The 14,256-nt window shown below is 72.5% G+C and carries 13 protein-coding genes; 3 read left to right on the top strand and 10 right to left on the bottom strand.

Translation table 11 applies throughout. The features are described 5' to 3' along the window. Window positions 1-3: 3 nt before the first annotated feature. Window positions 4-867 (bottom strand): ABC transporter permease, encoded by an 864-nt coding sequence (locus AB0P03_RS06680; protein WP_363627971.1) that lies wholly within the window; start codon window positions 865-867, stop codon window positions 4-6. Further along, a complete protein-coding gene (locus tag AB0P03_RS06675) occupies window positions 864-1,778 on the bottom strand; it encodes an ATP-binding cassette domain-containing protein (RefSeq protein ID WP_363580342.1) in 915 nt (304 codons plus the stop codon). The genes AB0P03_RS06680 and AB0P03_RS06675 overlap by 4 nt, the downstream gene beginning before the upstream one ends. Window positions 1,779-1,911: 133 nt before the next feature. Between AB0P03_RS06675 and AB0P03_RS06670 the strand changes: the two genes are divergently transcribed. Continuing rightward, the gene (locus AB0P03_RS06670; RefSeq protein WP_363627970.1) at window positions 1,912-3,087 is read left to right on the top strand and encodes a histidine kinase; all 1,176 of its coding nucleotides are present in this window, start codon (window positions 1,912-1,914) and stop codon (window positions 3,085-3,087) included. After that, window positions 3,084-3,746, top strand: a complete 663-nt coding sequence (locus AB0P03_RS06665) for a response regulator transcription factor (protein ID WP_363580346.1) — start codon at window positions 3,084-3,086, stop codon at window positions 3,744-3,746. Before AB0P03_RS06670 ends, AB0P03_RS06665 begins: the two co-directional genes overlap by 4 nt. 99 nt (window positions 3,747-3,845) lie before the next feature. Here AB0P03_RS06665 and AB0P03_RS06660 read toward each other — a convergent pair whose 3' ends face one another. From AB0P03_RS06660 to AB0P03_RS06625, 8 genes are all read right to left on the bottom strand, one after another. Beyond that, a complete protein-coding gene (locus AB0P03_RS06660) occupies window positions 3,846-4,424 on the bottom strand; it encodes a hypothetical protein (RefSeq protein ID WP_363580348.1) in 579 nt (192 codons plus the stop codon). A gap of 130 nt (window positions 4,425-4,554) precedes the next feature. Next, window positions 4,555-5,574 carry a BadF/BadG/BcrA/BcrD ATPase family protein gene (locus AB0P03_RS06655; protein ID WP_363580350.1) on the bottom strand — a complete coding sequence of 340 codons (1,020 nt, stop codon included), beginning with the start codon at window positions 5,572-5,574 and terminating at the stop codon, window positions 4,555-4,557. Window positions 5,575-5,727: 153 nt separating this feature from the next. Then, the gene (locus AB0P03_RS06650; protein WP_363580352.1) at window positions 5,728-7,017 is read right to left on the bottom strand and encodes a 6-phospho-beta-glucosidase; all 1,290 of its coding nucleotides are present in this window, start codon (window positions 7,015-7,017) and stop codon (window positions 5,728-5,730) included. Then, window positions 7,017-7,925, bottom strand: coding sequence for a carbohydrate ABC transporter permease (locus tag AB0P03_RS06645; protein WP_363580354.1), 909 nt, complete (start codon window positions 7,923-7,925; stop codon window positions 7,017-7,019). Before AB0P03_RS06645 ends, AB0P03_RS06650 begins: the two co-directional genes overlap by 1 nt. 41 nt (window positions 7,926-7,966) lie before the next feature. Further along, window positions 7,967-8,965, bottom strand: coding sequence for a sugar ABC transporter permease (locus AB0P03_RS06640; protein ID WP_363580356.1), 999 nt, complete (start codon window positions 8,963-8,965; stop codon window positions 7,967-7,969). Between the two features lie 23 nt (window positions 8,966-8,988). Next, on the bottom strand, window positions 8,989-10,344 hold the full coding sequence (locus tag AB0P03_RS06635) for an ABC transporter substrate-binding protein (RefSeq protein ID WP_363618758.1): 1,356 nt from the start codon (window positions 10,342-10,344) through the stop codon (window positions 8,989-8,991). Between the two features lie 165 nt (window positions 10,345-10,509). Further along, window positions 10,510-11,700, bottom strand: coding sequence for an ROK family transcriptional regulator (locus AB0P03_RS06630; RefSeq protein ID WP_363580360.1), 1,191 nt, complete (start codon window positions 11,698-11,700; stop codon window positions 10,510-10,512). A gap of 232 nt (window positions 11,701-11,932) precedes the next feature. Beyond that, the gene (locus AB0P03_RS06625) at window positions 11,933-13,114 is read right to left on the bottom strand and encodes a mechanosensitive ion channel family protein (RefSeq protein ID WP_363580362.1); all 1,182 of its coding nucleotides are present in this window, start codon (window positions 13,112-13,114) and stop codon (window positions 11,933-11,935) included. Window positions 13,115-13,550: 436 nt separating this feature from the next. Between AB0P03_RS06625 and AB0P03_RS06620 the strand changes: the two genes are divergently transcribed. Then, a complete protein-coding gene (locus AB0P03_RS06620) occupies window positions 13,551-14,195 on the top strand; it encodes an HNH endonuclease (protein WP_363580364.1) in 645 nt (214 codons plus the stop codon). Window positions 14,196-14,256: the final 61 nt, after the last annotated feature.

Below are 14,256 nucleotides of genomic sequence, written 5' to 3'. Positions count from 1 at the left end.
GGCTCAGACGTCCCGCCGCCGCATCAGGACCACCGTCGCCGCCAGCGCGACGGCCGCCCAGGCGCCCAGGGTGATCCAGGAGTCGAGCACGCTCGGCGCGTACTTGCCCATCGTCGTCGAGGAGTTGGGGTTGATCGTCAGCCTCCCCTCGGCGGCGAGCGGCAGGTGGTTGCCGATCTCCTTCAGCCAGCGGTAGCGGTCGCCGCCGAACAGCATCGGCACGATGAACAGCAGCATGACCAGCGAGACGATCGAAGCGGTGGCGTGCCGCAGCAGGGCGCCGAGGGCCATCCCGATCAGCGCGCAGACGGGCACGATCGCCGCGTAGCCGAGGACGGCCCGCAGGCAACCCTCGTCGGTGATGGAGAGCCCGACGTGCCGGGAGGCCAGCATGGCGTTGCTGCCGAAGAAGGACACCGCGGACACCACCGCCCCGGCGAGCGAGGTGAGGCCGGCGACCAGCACCACCTTGGCCACGGCCACGCCCCGCCGGTCGGGCACCGCGGCGAAGGTGGTGCGGATCATGCCGGTGGTGTACTCGCCGAACACGGTGATCGCGCCGAGGCTGCCGGCCGCGACGGCCATCAGGGCGCCGGAGATGCTGCTGAGGCCGTGGAAGAGCGGGTCGTACCGGTACGGCGGGAAGCCGGGCACCGGCGGGCGGGGGTGGTCGATGTAGGTGAGGTCGGTGTGGACGGCGTTCAGGTTGACCACGATCGCGGCCAGCGAGGCGAGCGCCAGCACCCAGTACGTGGACCGCAGCGAGCGCAGTTTGATCCACTCGGCGGCGAGCAGGTCGCCGAACCGGGGCCGCGGTTCGGCCGGGCGGGTGCGGGGGCGGGCGGGGGCGAGGGCGGCGGTACTCATCGGGCATCTCCTGCCGGGTATTCGACGCTGTCGGCGGTCAGGGACATGAACGCCGACTCCAGGGACGAGGTGCGGGTGGCGAGCTCGTGCAGCACCAGGCCGTGCCGCAGGGCGAGTTCGCCGATCCGGGCCGCGGGCAGCCCGGTCACCACCGCTCCGTCCGGCTCCTGCGCCTGCCGTACGGCCGCCCCTTCGGTCCGCAACACCTCGGCGAGCGAAGGCAGTTCGGGCGTCCGGACGGCCACGCTGGTGACGGCGTTGCGGGCGGAGAACTCCGCCAGGCTCTCGTCCGCGATCAGCCGGCCCCGGCCGATCACCACCAGCCGGTCGGCGGTGTGCTCCATCTCGGCCATCATGTGGCTGGAGACGAAGACCGTCCGCCCCTCCTCGGCGAGGCGGCGGAACAGGCCGCGCACCCACAGCACGCCCTCCGGGTCGAGGCCGTTGAGCGGCTCGTCGAACAGCAGCACCGGCGGGTCGCCGAGCAGCGCGCCGGCGATGCCGAGCCGCTGCTTCATGCCCAGCGAGTAGCCGCCGATCCGGCGCCCGGCGGCCTTGCCGAGGCCTACCTCGGCGAGCACCTCGTCCACCCGCCGGAGCGGGATGCGGTTGCCGCGGGCGAGCGCCGACAGGTGGGCCCGGGCGCTGCGCCCGCCGTGCACGTCCTGGGCGTCCAGCAGGGCGCCGACGTGGCGCAGTCCGCGCGGCCGGTCCGCGAAGGGCGCGCCGTCCACGGTGACGGACCCCTCGGTCGGGGTGTGCAGCCCCAGGATCATCCGCAGCGTGGTGGACTTGCCGGCGCCGTTGGGGCCGAGGAAGCCGGTGACGGTGCCCGGCCGGACGGTGAAGGTCAACTGGTCGACGGCCGTGGTGGCGCCGTACCGCTTGGTCAGTCGCTCGATCTCGATCACGGGGACAACGGTGCCGTCCGAGGCCCCGGCTGGGCATCGGGCCGCGGGCCACAACGCCGGCCGCCGCACTGGCCCGGGGGATTACGCCCTCGGGCCGATGTGCCGCCGCGCGGGCCGCCGCTACCATCGGGCGATGATCACCAACCCTCGTCCGCCCCTGCTCAGGCGCCTGCCGCCGGGCGTCTGGGTGGCGGCGTTCTGGGTGGCCGTCATCACGTTCCGAGGCTTCCAGCGGAGCGACGAGCTGGCCCACCTGTTCCGCTACAACGGCAACTTCGAGGACATGCCGTTGCTGGTCACCGCGGTGGTCACGGTCCTGATGGCGTCGCTGCTGGTCCGGCTGCCGCTGCTGGCGGTGGCGATCCCGCTGGCGGCGTGCGTCTTCACGATCGGCATGCGGATCCAGGAGACGGCCGTGGTGCAACTGCTGCTCGCCGAGGTGGCGATCGGCTACTGCACGGCCACCCGCTCCCGGGCCGTGTCGCTGTGCGCCGCCGCGATGCCGGTCGCCATGGTGGCCGTCCTGGCGGTCTGGCGGGTGGCGAACGACTACCACACCGACTTCGTCGCCCAGGCCGCGTTCGCCTCGACCGCCGCGATCGCCTGGCTGGTCGGCAACACCGTCCGGCAGAACCGCGTGCACGCCGAGGCCCTGCGCAGCCGCGCCACCGAGCAGGCGATCACCGCCGAACGGCTGCGGATCGCCCGCGAGTTGCACGACATGGTCGCCCACAGCATCGGCATCATCGCGATCCAGGCCGGGATGGGCAGCCGGGTCATGGACACCCAGCCCGCCGAGACCCGCAACGCGCTGAACGCCATCGAGGCGACCAGCCGGGAGACCCTGGCCGGGCTGCGCCGGATGCTCGGCGCGCTGCGCCAGGGCGAACCGGAGTCCGCGCCGATGGAGGTCGCCCCGGGGCTGGGCGAGCTGGACCGGCTGGTCGAGCAGACGGCCGGCGCGGGCGTGCGGGTCGCGCTCACCCGCCTCGGCGAGCCCCGCCCGCTGCCGCCCGAGGTGGACCTCGCCGCCTACCGCATTGTGCAGGAGGCGGTCACCAACGTGGTCAGGCACTCCGGCACCCGGGACTGCCGGGTCACCGTCGACTACGGCCCCGAGGAGGTCGCCGTCACCGTCGTCGACCTCGGCGCCGGAGTTGCCGGGCCGTCCGCCGGCTCCGGTTACGGCATCGCCGGCATGCGCGAGCGGGTCGGCCTGCTGCACGGCGAGTTCAGCGCCGGCCCGCGCCCCGCGGGCGGCTTCCAGGTCGCCGCCCGACTGCCGCTCCCCGTGGAGGTCTCCCCGTGATCCGTGTCGTCCTGGTCGACGACCAGCCGCTCATCCGCACCGGTCTGCGCGTGCTCATCGCCGACACCCCGGACCTGGAGGTCGTCGGCGAGGCCGGCAACGGCGCCGAGGCGGTGGAACTGGTCGGCCGGCTGCGCCCCGACGTCGCCGTGATGGACATCCGGATGCCCGGCATGGACGGCATCGAGGCCACCCGCCGGATCACCGCCGACCCCGACCTGCCCACCCACGTCCTCGTCCTCACCACCTTCGACGACGACGACTACGTGTACGGCGCGCTGCGGGCCGGGGCGGCCGGCTTCCTGGTCAAGGACCTCGCCCTGGAGACCATCCTCGACGGCGTCCGGGTGGTCGCCGCCGGGGACGCCCTGATCGCGCCGAGCATCACCCGCCGGTTGATCGGTGAGTTCGCCGCCCGCCCGCAGCCCGCCGCCGCCCGGTCAGGCCGGGCGACGGTCGACGGGATCACCGACCGTGAGCGCGAGGTGCTGACGCTGGTCGGCCGCGGGCTGTCCAACGGCGAGATCGCCGAGGAGCTGACCATCAGCGTGGCCACCGCCAAGGCGCACGTGGCCCGGCTGTTCACCAAGCTGGACGCCCGGGACCGGGTCCACCTGGTCATCCAGGCTTACGAGTTCGGCCTCGTCGCCCCGTCCTGAGCCGGTCCCGAGCCGGTCCCGAGCCGATCTTGAGTCAGTTCCGAGCCGGTCCCGAGCCGATCCTGACCCGGTCCCGAGCCCAGCCGGTCCACGGCGGGATCACGGTTCGACCAGCTCCCCGATCCGCATGATCCGCCCGTGCGAGTCCAGCACCACGTCGTACACGTTGCCGTAGCACCCGTACGGCGCGTCGTCGGGTTCGTGCTCGGCCAGGCAGTCCTCCAGGTGCCCGAGCACGTCCTCCAGCCGGACGGTTCTGGTCGGGTCGCCGTGCGGGCGGTCGACGAGCGTGGCCTCGACCCCGGCGGTCGCGAAGCCGTAGCGGGCCGGCGTCCCCGTCCCCTCGTAGCGGGCCTCGTCGCAGGAGTAGCGGGCGGGCTGGGCGGTGACGTCGCCGTCCTCGGTGGCGAGGACCACGAGGACGGTGTGTCCGGGGCGTTCGGTCGGGGTCGGGGTGGCGCAGTCGGCGGTGGGGACGGGGGAGGTGTCCATGCTGGGCTCGGGGTCGGCGAGGTCGTCGTCCAGCAGGTCGTCCTCGTCGTCGTACGCCCCGTCGGCGGCGGCCGCGGCGGAGGCGGCGGCGACGGTGGGCGCGGAGTCGGCGGGAGTGCAGGCGGCGAGGGCGGCTGCGGCGGTGCAGCAGAGCAGCGCGGCGAGGAGGGTTCGGGGCACGGCCATGGCACTAGTCTCCCCGGACAGCGGCGGAACTCGTCACGCAGGTACACGACTGGTGCACGGGCTGTGGTTCCCGCCGCCGCCGGATGTGCGGATCCGGCGGCGGCGGGAGTCTTGAGGGGCGGCGTAACGGTCAGGCGGCGACGGGCCGTTGCGCCTCGTACGCCTCGCGCAGCCGGGCCTGGGCCTCGGGGCCCGCCCCGAGGTGGTCGAGTCCGAGCAGCGCCGCGCCCAGGACGGGCGGCGCGACGACGACCCGCGGTTCGGCGAGCGGCGCGGCCTCGGCCAGACGGGCGGTCAGGTTGTCGAGCAGCAGCGGCTGCCGGGAGGAGATCACGCCGCCGCCGAGCACCAGCGGGGTCCGCGTTTCGAGCAGTTCCAGCCGCCGCAGGGCGACGACGGCGAGCCGGACGATCTCGTCGGCCTGGCGGTCGATCAGCCCCAGGGCGACCTCGTCGCCCTGCTCCGCGACGGCGAACAGCACCCGGACGATCTCGTGCAGCCGGCTGGTCGGCAGGTGCCCGAGGTGGACGGCCTCGGCGACGGCGCCGGCGCTGGGCAGGCCGAAGTGCTCGGCGATGGCGCGGGAGAGCCCGGTGGGGCCGCCGCGGCCGTCCTCGTGGCGGACGGCGTGCCACATGCTGGTGACGGCCAGGCCCCCGCCGCCGCCCCAGTCGCCGGTGAGCTCGCCGAGGGCGGGGAAGCGGGCGGTGCGGCCGTCGGGCAGCAGGCCCACGCAGTTGATGCCGGCGCCGCAGACGACGGCGACGCCGCGCGGGCCGTCGGTGCCGGCCCGCAGCAGGCCGAAGGTGTCGTTGACGACGGTGTTGCTGGCGCCCCAGGGGTGGGATTCCAGCGCGGCGCGCAGGGCCTCCTCCTCGACGGGCAGGTCGGCGTTGGCCAGGCAGGCGCTGACGTGGCTGGTGAGGACGCCGCTCCAGGCGGGGTGGCCGGCCGCGGCGGCGGCCTGCTCGACGAGCGGGGCGAGGCCGGCGACGGCGGCGGCGCCGCCGATCTTCTGGGGTGCGAAGCCGCCGCCGCGGGCGGTGCCGTGGACGGTGCCGTCGGCGCCGATCAGGGCGACGTCGGTCTTGGAGTTGCCGGCGTCGATGGCGAGGACGCCGGGCAGGATCGGTTCGGGCTGGTGGGTCATCAGGTCCCCGCGGCTCGTACGTGGCCCGGCCGTGGCGTTGTCCCCGGCCGGGGGTGATCGGTCTCCTCGCAGTGCCCGGCCCGCGACACCCTCATATCGCGGGCCGGGCTGCTTTCCGGACGGGGCCCGGGTGCGAAGCCGGGCCCCGGGCCGTCAGGCCCAGGCGAGGTGCTCGCGGTTGTGGGCGAGCAGCCGATCGGTGAGCTGGTCGGCGAGTTCGAGCTGGCCGACCAGCGGGTGGGCGAGCAGGGCGTCGAAGACCCGGTCACGGCCGCCGTGCAGGGCGGCGTCGAGGGCGAGGTGCTCGTACGCGGTGACGGCGGCGATGAGGCCGGCGTACAGCGGCTCGACGGCCCGCTGGGGGAGCGGCCGGACGCCGTTCGCGTCGACCTCGGCCGGGACCTCGATGACGGCGTCGTCGGGCAGGAACGGCAGCACGCCGTTGTTCGGCGCGTTGACGACCTGCACGGACGTCCCGCCGCCGGTGCCGAGCAGCGCGGCGATCAGCTGGACCGCCGCCTCGGAGTAGAACGCGCCGCCGCGCTGGCCGAGGAGTTCCGGCTTGGTGTCGAGGGCCGGGTCGGCGTACATCTCCAGCAGCTGCCGCTCGATCTCGGCGACCTGGGCGGCCCGCGAGCCCTGCACCCTGAGTTCCTCGACGACGGCGTCGTGCTGGTAGAAGTAGCGCAGGTAGTAGGACGGCACGACGCCGAGCCGCTCGATGACGGGCTGCGGCAGGTGCAGGTCCTCGGCGATGGCCTTGCCGTGCGCGGCGAGCAGCTCCGGCAGCACCTCCCGGCCCGTCGCCGATCCCGGGGCGTCGAGCAGGGTGACGCCGCGCTCCCAGGTGAGGTGGTTGAGGCCGACGTGGTCGAGCCGGACCAGCTCCGGGTCGACACCGAGGTGGGTCGCGAACTTGCGCTGGAAGCCGATGGCGACGTTGCACAGGCCGACGGCCTTGTGGCCGGCGTTGCGCAGCGCGCGGGTGACGATGCCGACGGGGTTGGTGAAGTCGACGATCCAGGCGTCCGGGTTGGCGCGCCGGACCTTCTCGGCGATGTCGAGGACGACCGGGACGGTGCGCAGTGCCTTGGCGAGGCCGCCGGCGCCGGTGGTCTCCTGGCCGACGCAGCCGCACTCCAGCGGCCAGGTCTCGTCCCGGTTGCGGGCGGCCTGCCCGCCGACGCGCAGTTGCAGCAGCACGGCGTCGGCGTCGGCGACACCGGCCTCGACGTCGACGGTGGTGGTGACGACGGCACCGTGCCCCTGCTTGGCGAAGATCCGCCGGGCGAGCCCGCCGATCAGCTCCAGCCGGTCGGCGGCCGGGTCGATGAGCACCAGCTCACCGATCGGCAGGGTGTCGCGGAGCCGGGCGAAGCCGTCGATCAGCTCCGGGGTGTACGTCGAACCGCCGCCGACGATTGCCAACTTGAGTGCGGACATCAGCCCTTGACCCCTGTCAGTGTCACGCCTTCGATGAAGGCCTTCTGTGCGAAGAAGAAGAGGATGATCACCGGTGCCATCACGAGGAGGGTGGCGGCCATGGTGAGGTTCCAGTTGGTGTGGTGGGCGCCCTTGAACGACTCCAGGCCGTACGAGAGCGTCCAGGCCTCGTGGTTGTTGCTGGCGTAGATCTGCGGGCCGAAGTAGTCGTTCCAGCAGTAGAAGAACTGGAACAGGGCGACGGCGGCGATGGCCGGCTTGGCCATCGGCAGCACGACCTTCAGCAGGGTGCGCAGGTCGCCGCAGCCGTCGATCCGGGCGGCCTCGATGTACTCCTTGGGGATGGTCAGCAGGAACTGGCGCAGCAGGAAGATCGAGAACGCGTCGCCGAAGGCCATCGGGATGATGAGCGGCCAGAGCGAGCCGCCGAGGCCGAGCTGCTTGGCCCAGAACAGGTACATCGGGATGACGGTGACCTGCGGCGGGAGCATCATCATGGCGATGACGGCCATCAGCGCCAGGTTGCGGCCCCGGAAGCGGAACTTGGCGAGCGCGTAGGCGACCGGCAGGCTGGAGACGATGGTCAGCACGGTGCCGAGGCCCGCGTAGAGCAGGGTGTTGCGCCACCAGGTGAGGAAGCCGGGGGTGTCCCAGACCTTGCCGTAGTTGCCCCACTGCCAGGAGGTGGGCCAGTAGTCGGTGGTGAGCGCCTGCTGGTCGGTCATCACCGAGGTGAGGAAGGCGAAGACGAACGGCAGCAGGAAGAACAGGGCGGCGGCGATGGCCAGCGAGTGCACGGCCACCCAGTTGAGCATCGCGCGGCGGCGGGCCGCCCGGGCGGCCGGGCCGGAGGCGCGGGAGGTGCCGGCCGGGGCGGGCGCCTTGGTGAGTGTGGAGCTGAGAGTCATGATCGGGTCCTCATCGGTCCGCTGGGTCAGCAGCACACGGACTAGTCGTCGCTCGCCATGAAGCCGGACTTGCGGCGGAGCAGGAGCGAGGTGACGGCCATCGAGATGGCGAACAGCACCAGGGCGACGACGCACGCCGCGCCGTAGTTGAAGCGCTGGAAGCCGAGGTTGTAGACCATCTGCGGCAGGGTCCAGGTGGAGCCCTGCGGGAAGCCGGGCTCGAACTGCTGGCCGGAGTTGCCCGCGATGCCGCCGGCGACCTTCCCGGCGACGATCGCCTGGGTGTAGTACTGCATGGTCTGGATGACGCCGGTGACCACGGCGAACATGATGATCGGCGAGATGTTCGGCAGCGTGACGTACCGGAACCGCTGGAAGGGTCCGGCGCCGTCCAGTTCGGCGGCCTCGTACTGCTCCTTGGGGACGTCGAGCAGCGAGGCCATGAAGATGACCATCAGGTCGCCGATGCCCCACATGGCGAGCATGGTGAGCGCGGGCTTGGACCAGTCGGCGCTGGCGAACCAGCCGGGCTGCGGGAGGCCGATCTCACCGAGGAAGTGGTTGACCGGGCCCGTGCCGGGGTTGAGCAGGAAGGCGAAGGCGACGGTGGCGGCCACCGGCGGTGCCAGGTACGGCAGGTAGAACGCGGTGCGGAAGAAGCCGACGCCGGTCTTGACCTTGGTGATGAGCAGGCCGATGCCGAGGCCGAAGGCGACCCGCAGGCTCACCATGATGAAGACCAGCCACACGGTGTTGCGCAGGCCCTGCCAGAACGCCGGGAGGTCGTTGAAGACGTAGTCCCAGTTCTTCAGGCCGCTGAAGGAGGGGGCGCCGAAGCCGTTGTACTTGGTGAAGGAGAAGTAGACGGTGGAGATCAGCGGGTACAGGAAGAAGACGCCGAAGCCGATCAGCCAGGGGGAGAGGAAGGCGAGGTTGCGGGCCGCCTCCCGGCGGCGCTTCCGGCGCAGCAGGTGCTGCGTGGAGGGCGCCGCCGGGTCGGTCGATCCGGTGCCCCTGCGGGTGCCGAACGCGAGTGACATGGGAGCTCCGTGGACCGTTTCCGCTACTTCGCCTGGGCGATGGCGGCGTCGATCTCCTTGGCGGTGGCCGCGAGGCCGGCCGCGAGATCGGGCTGCTTGCCGGACTCGTAGTCGTAGCCGAGGTTCTGCAGGGAGGCGATGTAGCCGCTGCCGTTGACGGCCGCCGGGGTGGTGCCCGAGTGCTGGTTCTTGGCGACGTCGATGAAGGTCTTGAAGTTCGGGTCGTTCGTCAGCTTCGGCGAGTTGAGCGCGTCGAAGGTGCTGGGCACGTTGTGGATCGCGTTGGCGAAGCTGACCACCGCGTCGGTGTCGGTGGTCAGGTACTTGACCAGCTCCCAGGCCGCGGCCTGCTTCTTGCTGCTGCTGGCGATGCCGACGATGGTGCCGGTCTGGTAGCCGCGGCCGTAGGTGTCGGCCTGGTCGTCCGGGACGGGGAACGCGGCGGTGGCCCAGTCGAAGTCGGGCTTGTTCTCGGCGAGGGCGGCGGTGCGCCACTCGCCGTCGATGGCCATCGCGACCTGGCCGGTGAGGAAGGGGTTCTTGGCGCTGAACTCCTCGCCGAAGGTGGCGCGGTACTTCTCCAGCTTGGTGTAGCCGCCGAGCTGGTCGACCATGCCCTTCTGCCACTTGAGCATCGCGGCGACCTTCGGGTCGGTGGCGATGTTCGACTTGCCGTCGGCGCCGAAGTAGGTCGGGCCGTACTGGCCCAGGAAGTGCTCGGTGGTCGACTCGTAGCCGTGGTACAGCGGCATGAAGCCGAGCTGCTTGTAGCCGTCGCCGTCCGCGAGGGTCAGCCTCTTGGCGTCCTCGGCGAACTCGCTGAAGGTCTTCGGCGGGTTGGCGATGCCCGCGTCGGCGAAGGCCTTCTTGTTGTAGTAGAGGCCGTAGGCGTCGCCGAGCAGCGGCAGCGAGCACTGGTTGCCCTGGAACTGCGTGTAGTTGAGCATCGCGGCCGGGAAGGTCTTGACCGGGTCGATGCCGCTCTTCTGCAGCAGCGGCTTGAGGTCGGTGAACGCCTTGGTCGAACAGAACATGCCGACGTTGTTGGTGGTGAAGGAGGAGACCACGTCCGGCGCGTCGTCGCCGCCGGCCCGCAGGGCCTGGTTGACCTTGTCGTCCGCGATGTTGTCCACGGCCTTGACGTGGATGTTGGGGTGGGCCTTCTCGAAGGCGGCGATGTTGTCGTTGATCGCCTTCACCTCGTTGTCCTGGCTCCAGCCGTGCCAGAAGGTGATGGTGACGTCCTTGCCGCTGGCCGAGTCGTCGCTGCCGCTGCTCTCGCTGCTGCCGGTGCAGGCGGTGGCGAGCAGGGCCAGGACGGCGGTGCCGGTGACGGCGGCGATCGTGCGACGGCCTCTGCGGGAGGTGGTGGAGTGCACTTCGAGGTCCTCCTGGGGGTGCGCGGGCAGGCGTCATTGCCTCGGGGCCCGCGTTCGGGGGTTGGGAGAGGTGGGTGCAGGGTGCGTGCGGGGTGACGGGCGACCGGGGAGCGTCGGTGGGTGGGCGTCTGTGAGCGTCGGTGGGCGGCTGTCAGTGGGTGGCTGTCAGTGGGTGGAGAAGACCGCCTCGCGGGCGTCCGCCAGCGCGCGTTGCAGGGCGCCGAGCAGGACGGGCGAGCCGGGCAGGGCACTGCTGCGGACCTCGGGCCGGGCGATGGAGAGCCTGGCCAGTTCGTCCTCGACGAGGGCGCGCAGGCGTTCGCCGCCCGCGGTGGGCACCGCGCCGGAGAGGACCACCAGTTGGGGGTCGACGACGGCGACGATCGCGGCCAGTCCGACGGCGAGCCGGCCGGCCAGTTCGACGAGGAAGGCGTCGCCGGCGCCCGGGGTCTCCAGGGCCTTGGCGATCGACTCCTCGGCGGTGGGCGCGCCGAGCCCGTGTTCGCGGGCCAGGGTCCGGACGGCGGGTGTGCCGACCAGCTCCTGGAACCCGCCGAACTTGCGGCGGCGCACGTCCCGCGCGACCGGTGAGCCGGGCACCGGCATGTAGCCGACCTCCCCGGCGCCGCCGGTGAAGCCGCGGTGCAGCCGGCCGGCGATGACGATCGCGGCGCCGGTGCCCGCACCGGCCCAGAGCAGGACGAAGTCCTCGGAGCCCCGCGCCGCGCCGGAGGCCTGTTCGGCGACGGCGGCGAGGTTCACGTCGTTCTCGATCGACACGGGCGCGCCGATCGCCTCGGACAGCTCCTCGACCAGCCGCGGCGAGTGCCAGCCGGGCAGGTGGGAGGCGTAGCGCAGCTTGCCGGTGACCGGGTCGGGGGCGCCGCCGACGCCGATCGCGGCGGTGCGCAGGCTGCCCGCGGCCAGTCCCGCGGCACGGACGGTCTCGGCGACGGCGGCGGCGACCTTGGCGACGGTCTCGGCGGCCGGCACGCCCTTGGTCGGCACGGCGTGCTCGGCCAGCGTGGAGCCGGTGATGTCGGCGACGGCGACTCTGATCTCGCTGTTGGTGACGTCCAGCCCGGCGACGTGGCCGGCGGCCGGATTCACCTCGTACAGCTGCGCGTTGGGGCCGGGGCCGCCGGCGGTGGTGCCGACCGGCAGGACCAGTCCGGCCGCCTCCAGACGGGCCAGCAGCTGGGAGGCGGTGGGCTTGGAGAGGCCGGTCAGGGTGCCGATCTGGGTGCGGGAGAGCGGGCCGTTCTCCAGCAGCAGTTCGAGGGCGGCGCGGTCGTTGATGGCGCGCAGCAGGCTGGGGGTGCCGGCGAGGGGGGCCTTGGCGGTGGTCTTGGTCACGCGCGAAATCCTCCTCTTCCGGCTGGTGGGGGGAGCGACGAGGGTGAACCCGCCGGTTCGGGGAGCCGAACTGTTAGGAAAGTTTCCAGTCGCTTGGGAAGGACCGTACGGGCCCCGTCAGCGGGGTGTCAATGGTCCGTGGCCCGGAGGATGCCGAAGCGTTACCGGGCAGCACGAAGCCCCGTTCCCAAGGGTCTTGGGAACGGGGCTTCGTGCTGCCGGGCCTGGGGCCCTACGGCTTGGCGAGGTCGTCGGTCGGCCTCGGCGCCGGTATCGGCTCGGTCGCCCGGTACCGGGGCGAGGTCGGGTCGGACAGCGCGGACGGCGGTGCCGGCTCGGTCGCGGGGGAGATCACCACCCCGGTGGCGGGGGCCGCCGTCGCCGCGGCGGCCACCGGCGCGGCCTCCTCCTTGACCTTGATCCCGGCCTGGTCGAAGGCCGTCTTCAGGCGCTGGCGCAGCGCCCGGGACACCGCCGGCGCCTTGCCCGGCGCGGTCCGCGCCTCGATCCGCACCATCACCGAGTCCGCCGCGACCGACTCCACGCCCAGGACGGACACCGGCGCCCAGACCAGCTCGTCGTACGGCGACTCCTTGGACAGCGCCTCGGCCGTCTCCTGGATCAGGTCCTCGACCCGCAGCAGGTCCTCCTTGTACCCGACCTGCACGTCCACCGAGGCGGTCGACCAGCCCTGGCTCATGTTGGCGATCCGCTTCACCTCGCCGTTGCGGATGTACCAGATCTCGCCGTTGGCCCCGCGCAGCTTGGTCACCCGCAGGCCGACCTCCAGCACCGTGCCGGCGGCCACCCCGGTGTCGATCTCGTCGCCGACGCCGTACTGGTCCTCCATGATCATGAAGACCCCGGAGAGGAAGTCCGTCACCAGGTTGCGGGCGCCGAAACCGATCGCCACACCGGCCACACCGGCGCTGGCCAGCAGCGGCGCCAGGTTCACGCCCAGCGCGGACAGCACCATCAGCGCGGCCGTGCCCAGGATGGAGAACGACGCCACGCTGCGCAGCACCGAGCCGATCGCCTCCGACCGCTGCTGGCGCCGCTCCGGGTTCACCACCCCGGTGTTGGCCAGCAGCCCGCCGAGCCGGCTCTCCTCGTGGTGGTCGTGCGAGCGCGCCATCCGCGTGATCAGCTGGGTGATCAGCTTGCGCACCACGGCGCGCAGCACCAGTGCCAGCAGCACGATGAAGACGATCCGCACCCCGCCGGCCAGCCAGCCCTGCCAGTGCGTGTCGAACCAGCTGGCGGCCTGCTTGGTGGTGTCGCTGACCTCCTGCGCGCTGGTCGGGATTCTCAGGTCCAGCTGCGGCAGTTGCGGCGCGGTCGGGCTGGGCGCCGGTGTCGGAGTGGAGAGCGTCGAGGACGCGTCGGCGATACCGGTGGCGCCGGAGCGGAACACGTGCGGGCCTTCCTGCAAGGGGGCGTGGCGGGCCCGCGCCGCGGCACGCGGCCCGCGGACCGTCCGCCTCAGCCTAACCGGCGCCGAACACCCGACCGGACACGCCGAAGGGCGTACGGAGCAACACGAACGCCCCGTCAGCGCACCGGTGCGCTCCCCCGGACGACGGGGTCGACCGCTGCTCCGACCGGCCGAGCGCTCCCCCGGGAGGGCCACGGGCGGCACCCCGAGGGCACCCGGGTGCAACCCGACCTTCCCCAGGGCATACCGGCTATGACAGAGGCCACACCCGAAGTTCACACCAGGTCCGTTACACAGGAGTGGTGGCGCCGTACAAAGGCGTAAGGCGACACTGGGGGAGATCGCGCACCAGTTGTGCGATCCAACCGCTCGTCCCGGCGCGAGCCACGCGCCGCAGGCGTCCAAGGAGGCATCCGTGCCGCATGTCCTGGTCCTCAACGCGTCCTACGAGCCACTCGGCGTCGTATCGATGCGCCGCGCACTCATCCTGGTCCTCAACCACAAGGCGGTCAGCCTGGAGGACTCGGAAGTCACTCTGCACAGCGCCACCAGCGCCCTCCCGGCGCCGTCCGTCGTCCGCCTGACCCGCTTCGTCCGGGTCCCGTTCTGCGGGCCCGTCCCGCTCACCCGCCGGGCGCTGTTCGCCCGTGACCACGGCCGCTGCGTCTACTGCGGGGCCGCCGCCACCAGCGTCGACCACGTCATCCCGCGCAGCCGGGGCGGCCAGCACCGGTGGGACAACGTGGTGGCGGCCTGCCGCCGCTGCAACCACACCAAGGCCGACCGCCACCTCACCGAACTCGGCTGGCGGATGAAGCGGCCACCGGCCCCGCCCAGCGGCCTCGCCTGGCGGATCATCGGCACCGGCATCAAGGACCCGCGCTGGCGTCCCTACCTGGAGCCGTACGGCGGCTCCGACCAGCTGCGCGCCCCGCAGTGGGGCGAGTACGAGCACCACGACCATACCGAGCAGGGCCTCCCCGTCCCGCTCGGCCGGGCGCACTCGGCCCACTCCGCCCCCGTCCGCCGCGGTGAGCAGCCCGAACCGCTCTCCGCCTGACCCCGCTCCACAAGGGCCAGCCCGTCATACCGTCGGTACGCCTCATGGGCCGCCGCGCCCC

Origin of the sequence: Kitasatospora sp. NPDC088779, assembly GCF_040685395.1 — a bacterium.
Lineage (GTDB): Bacteria > Actinomycetota > Actinomycetes > Streptomycetales > Streptomycetaceae > Kitasatospora.
The sequence above is the reverse complement of the archived record's forward strand: the minus strand, read 5'-3'. Positions and strand labels throughout refer to the sequence as shown.

Excerpts from the sequence above, each read along its gene's own strand:
- AB0P03_RS06680 (WP_363627971.1), bottom strand. The coding sequence starts at position 867 with ATGAGTACCGCCGCCCTCGCCCCCGCCCGCCCCCGCACCCGCCCGGCC.
- AB0P03_RS06670 (WP_363627970.1), top strand. The coding sequence starts at position 1,912 with ATGATCACCAACCCTCGTCCGCCCCTGCTCAGGCGCCTGCCGCCGGGC.
- AB0P03_RS06660 (WP_363580348.1), bottom strand. The coding sequence starts at position 4,424 with ATGGCCGTGCCCCGAACCCTCCTCGCCGCGCTGCTCTGCTGCACCGCC.
- AB0P03_RS06655 (WP_363580350.1), bottom strand. The coding sequence starts at position 5,574 with ATGACCCACCAGCCCGAACCGATCCTGCCCGGCGTCCTCGCCATCGAC.
- AB0P03_RS06650 (WP_363580352.1), bottom strand. The coding sequence starts at position 7,017 with ATGTCCGCACTCAAGTTGGCAATCGTCGGCGGCGGTTCGACGTACACC.
- AB0P03_RS06645 (WP_363580354.1), bottom strand. The coding sequence starts at position 7,925 with ATGACTCTCAGCTCCACACTCACCAAGGCGCCCGCCCCGGCCGGCACC.
- AB0P03_RS06640 (WP_363580356.1), bottom strand. The coding sequence starts at position 8,965 with ATGTCACTCGCGTTCGGCACCCGCAGGGGCACCGGATCGACCGACCCG.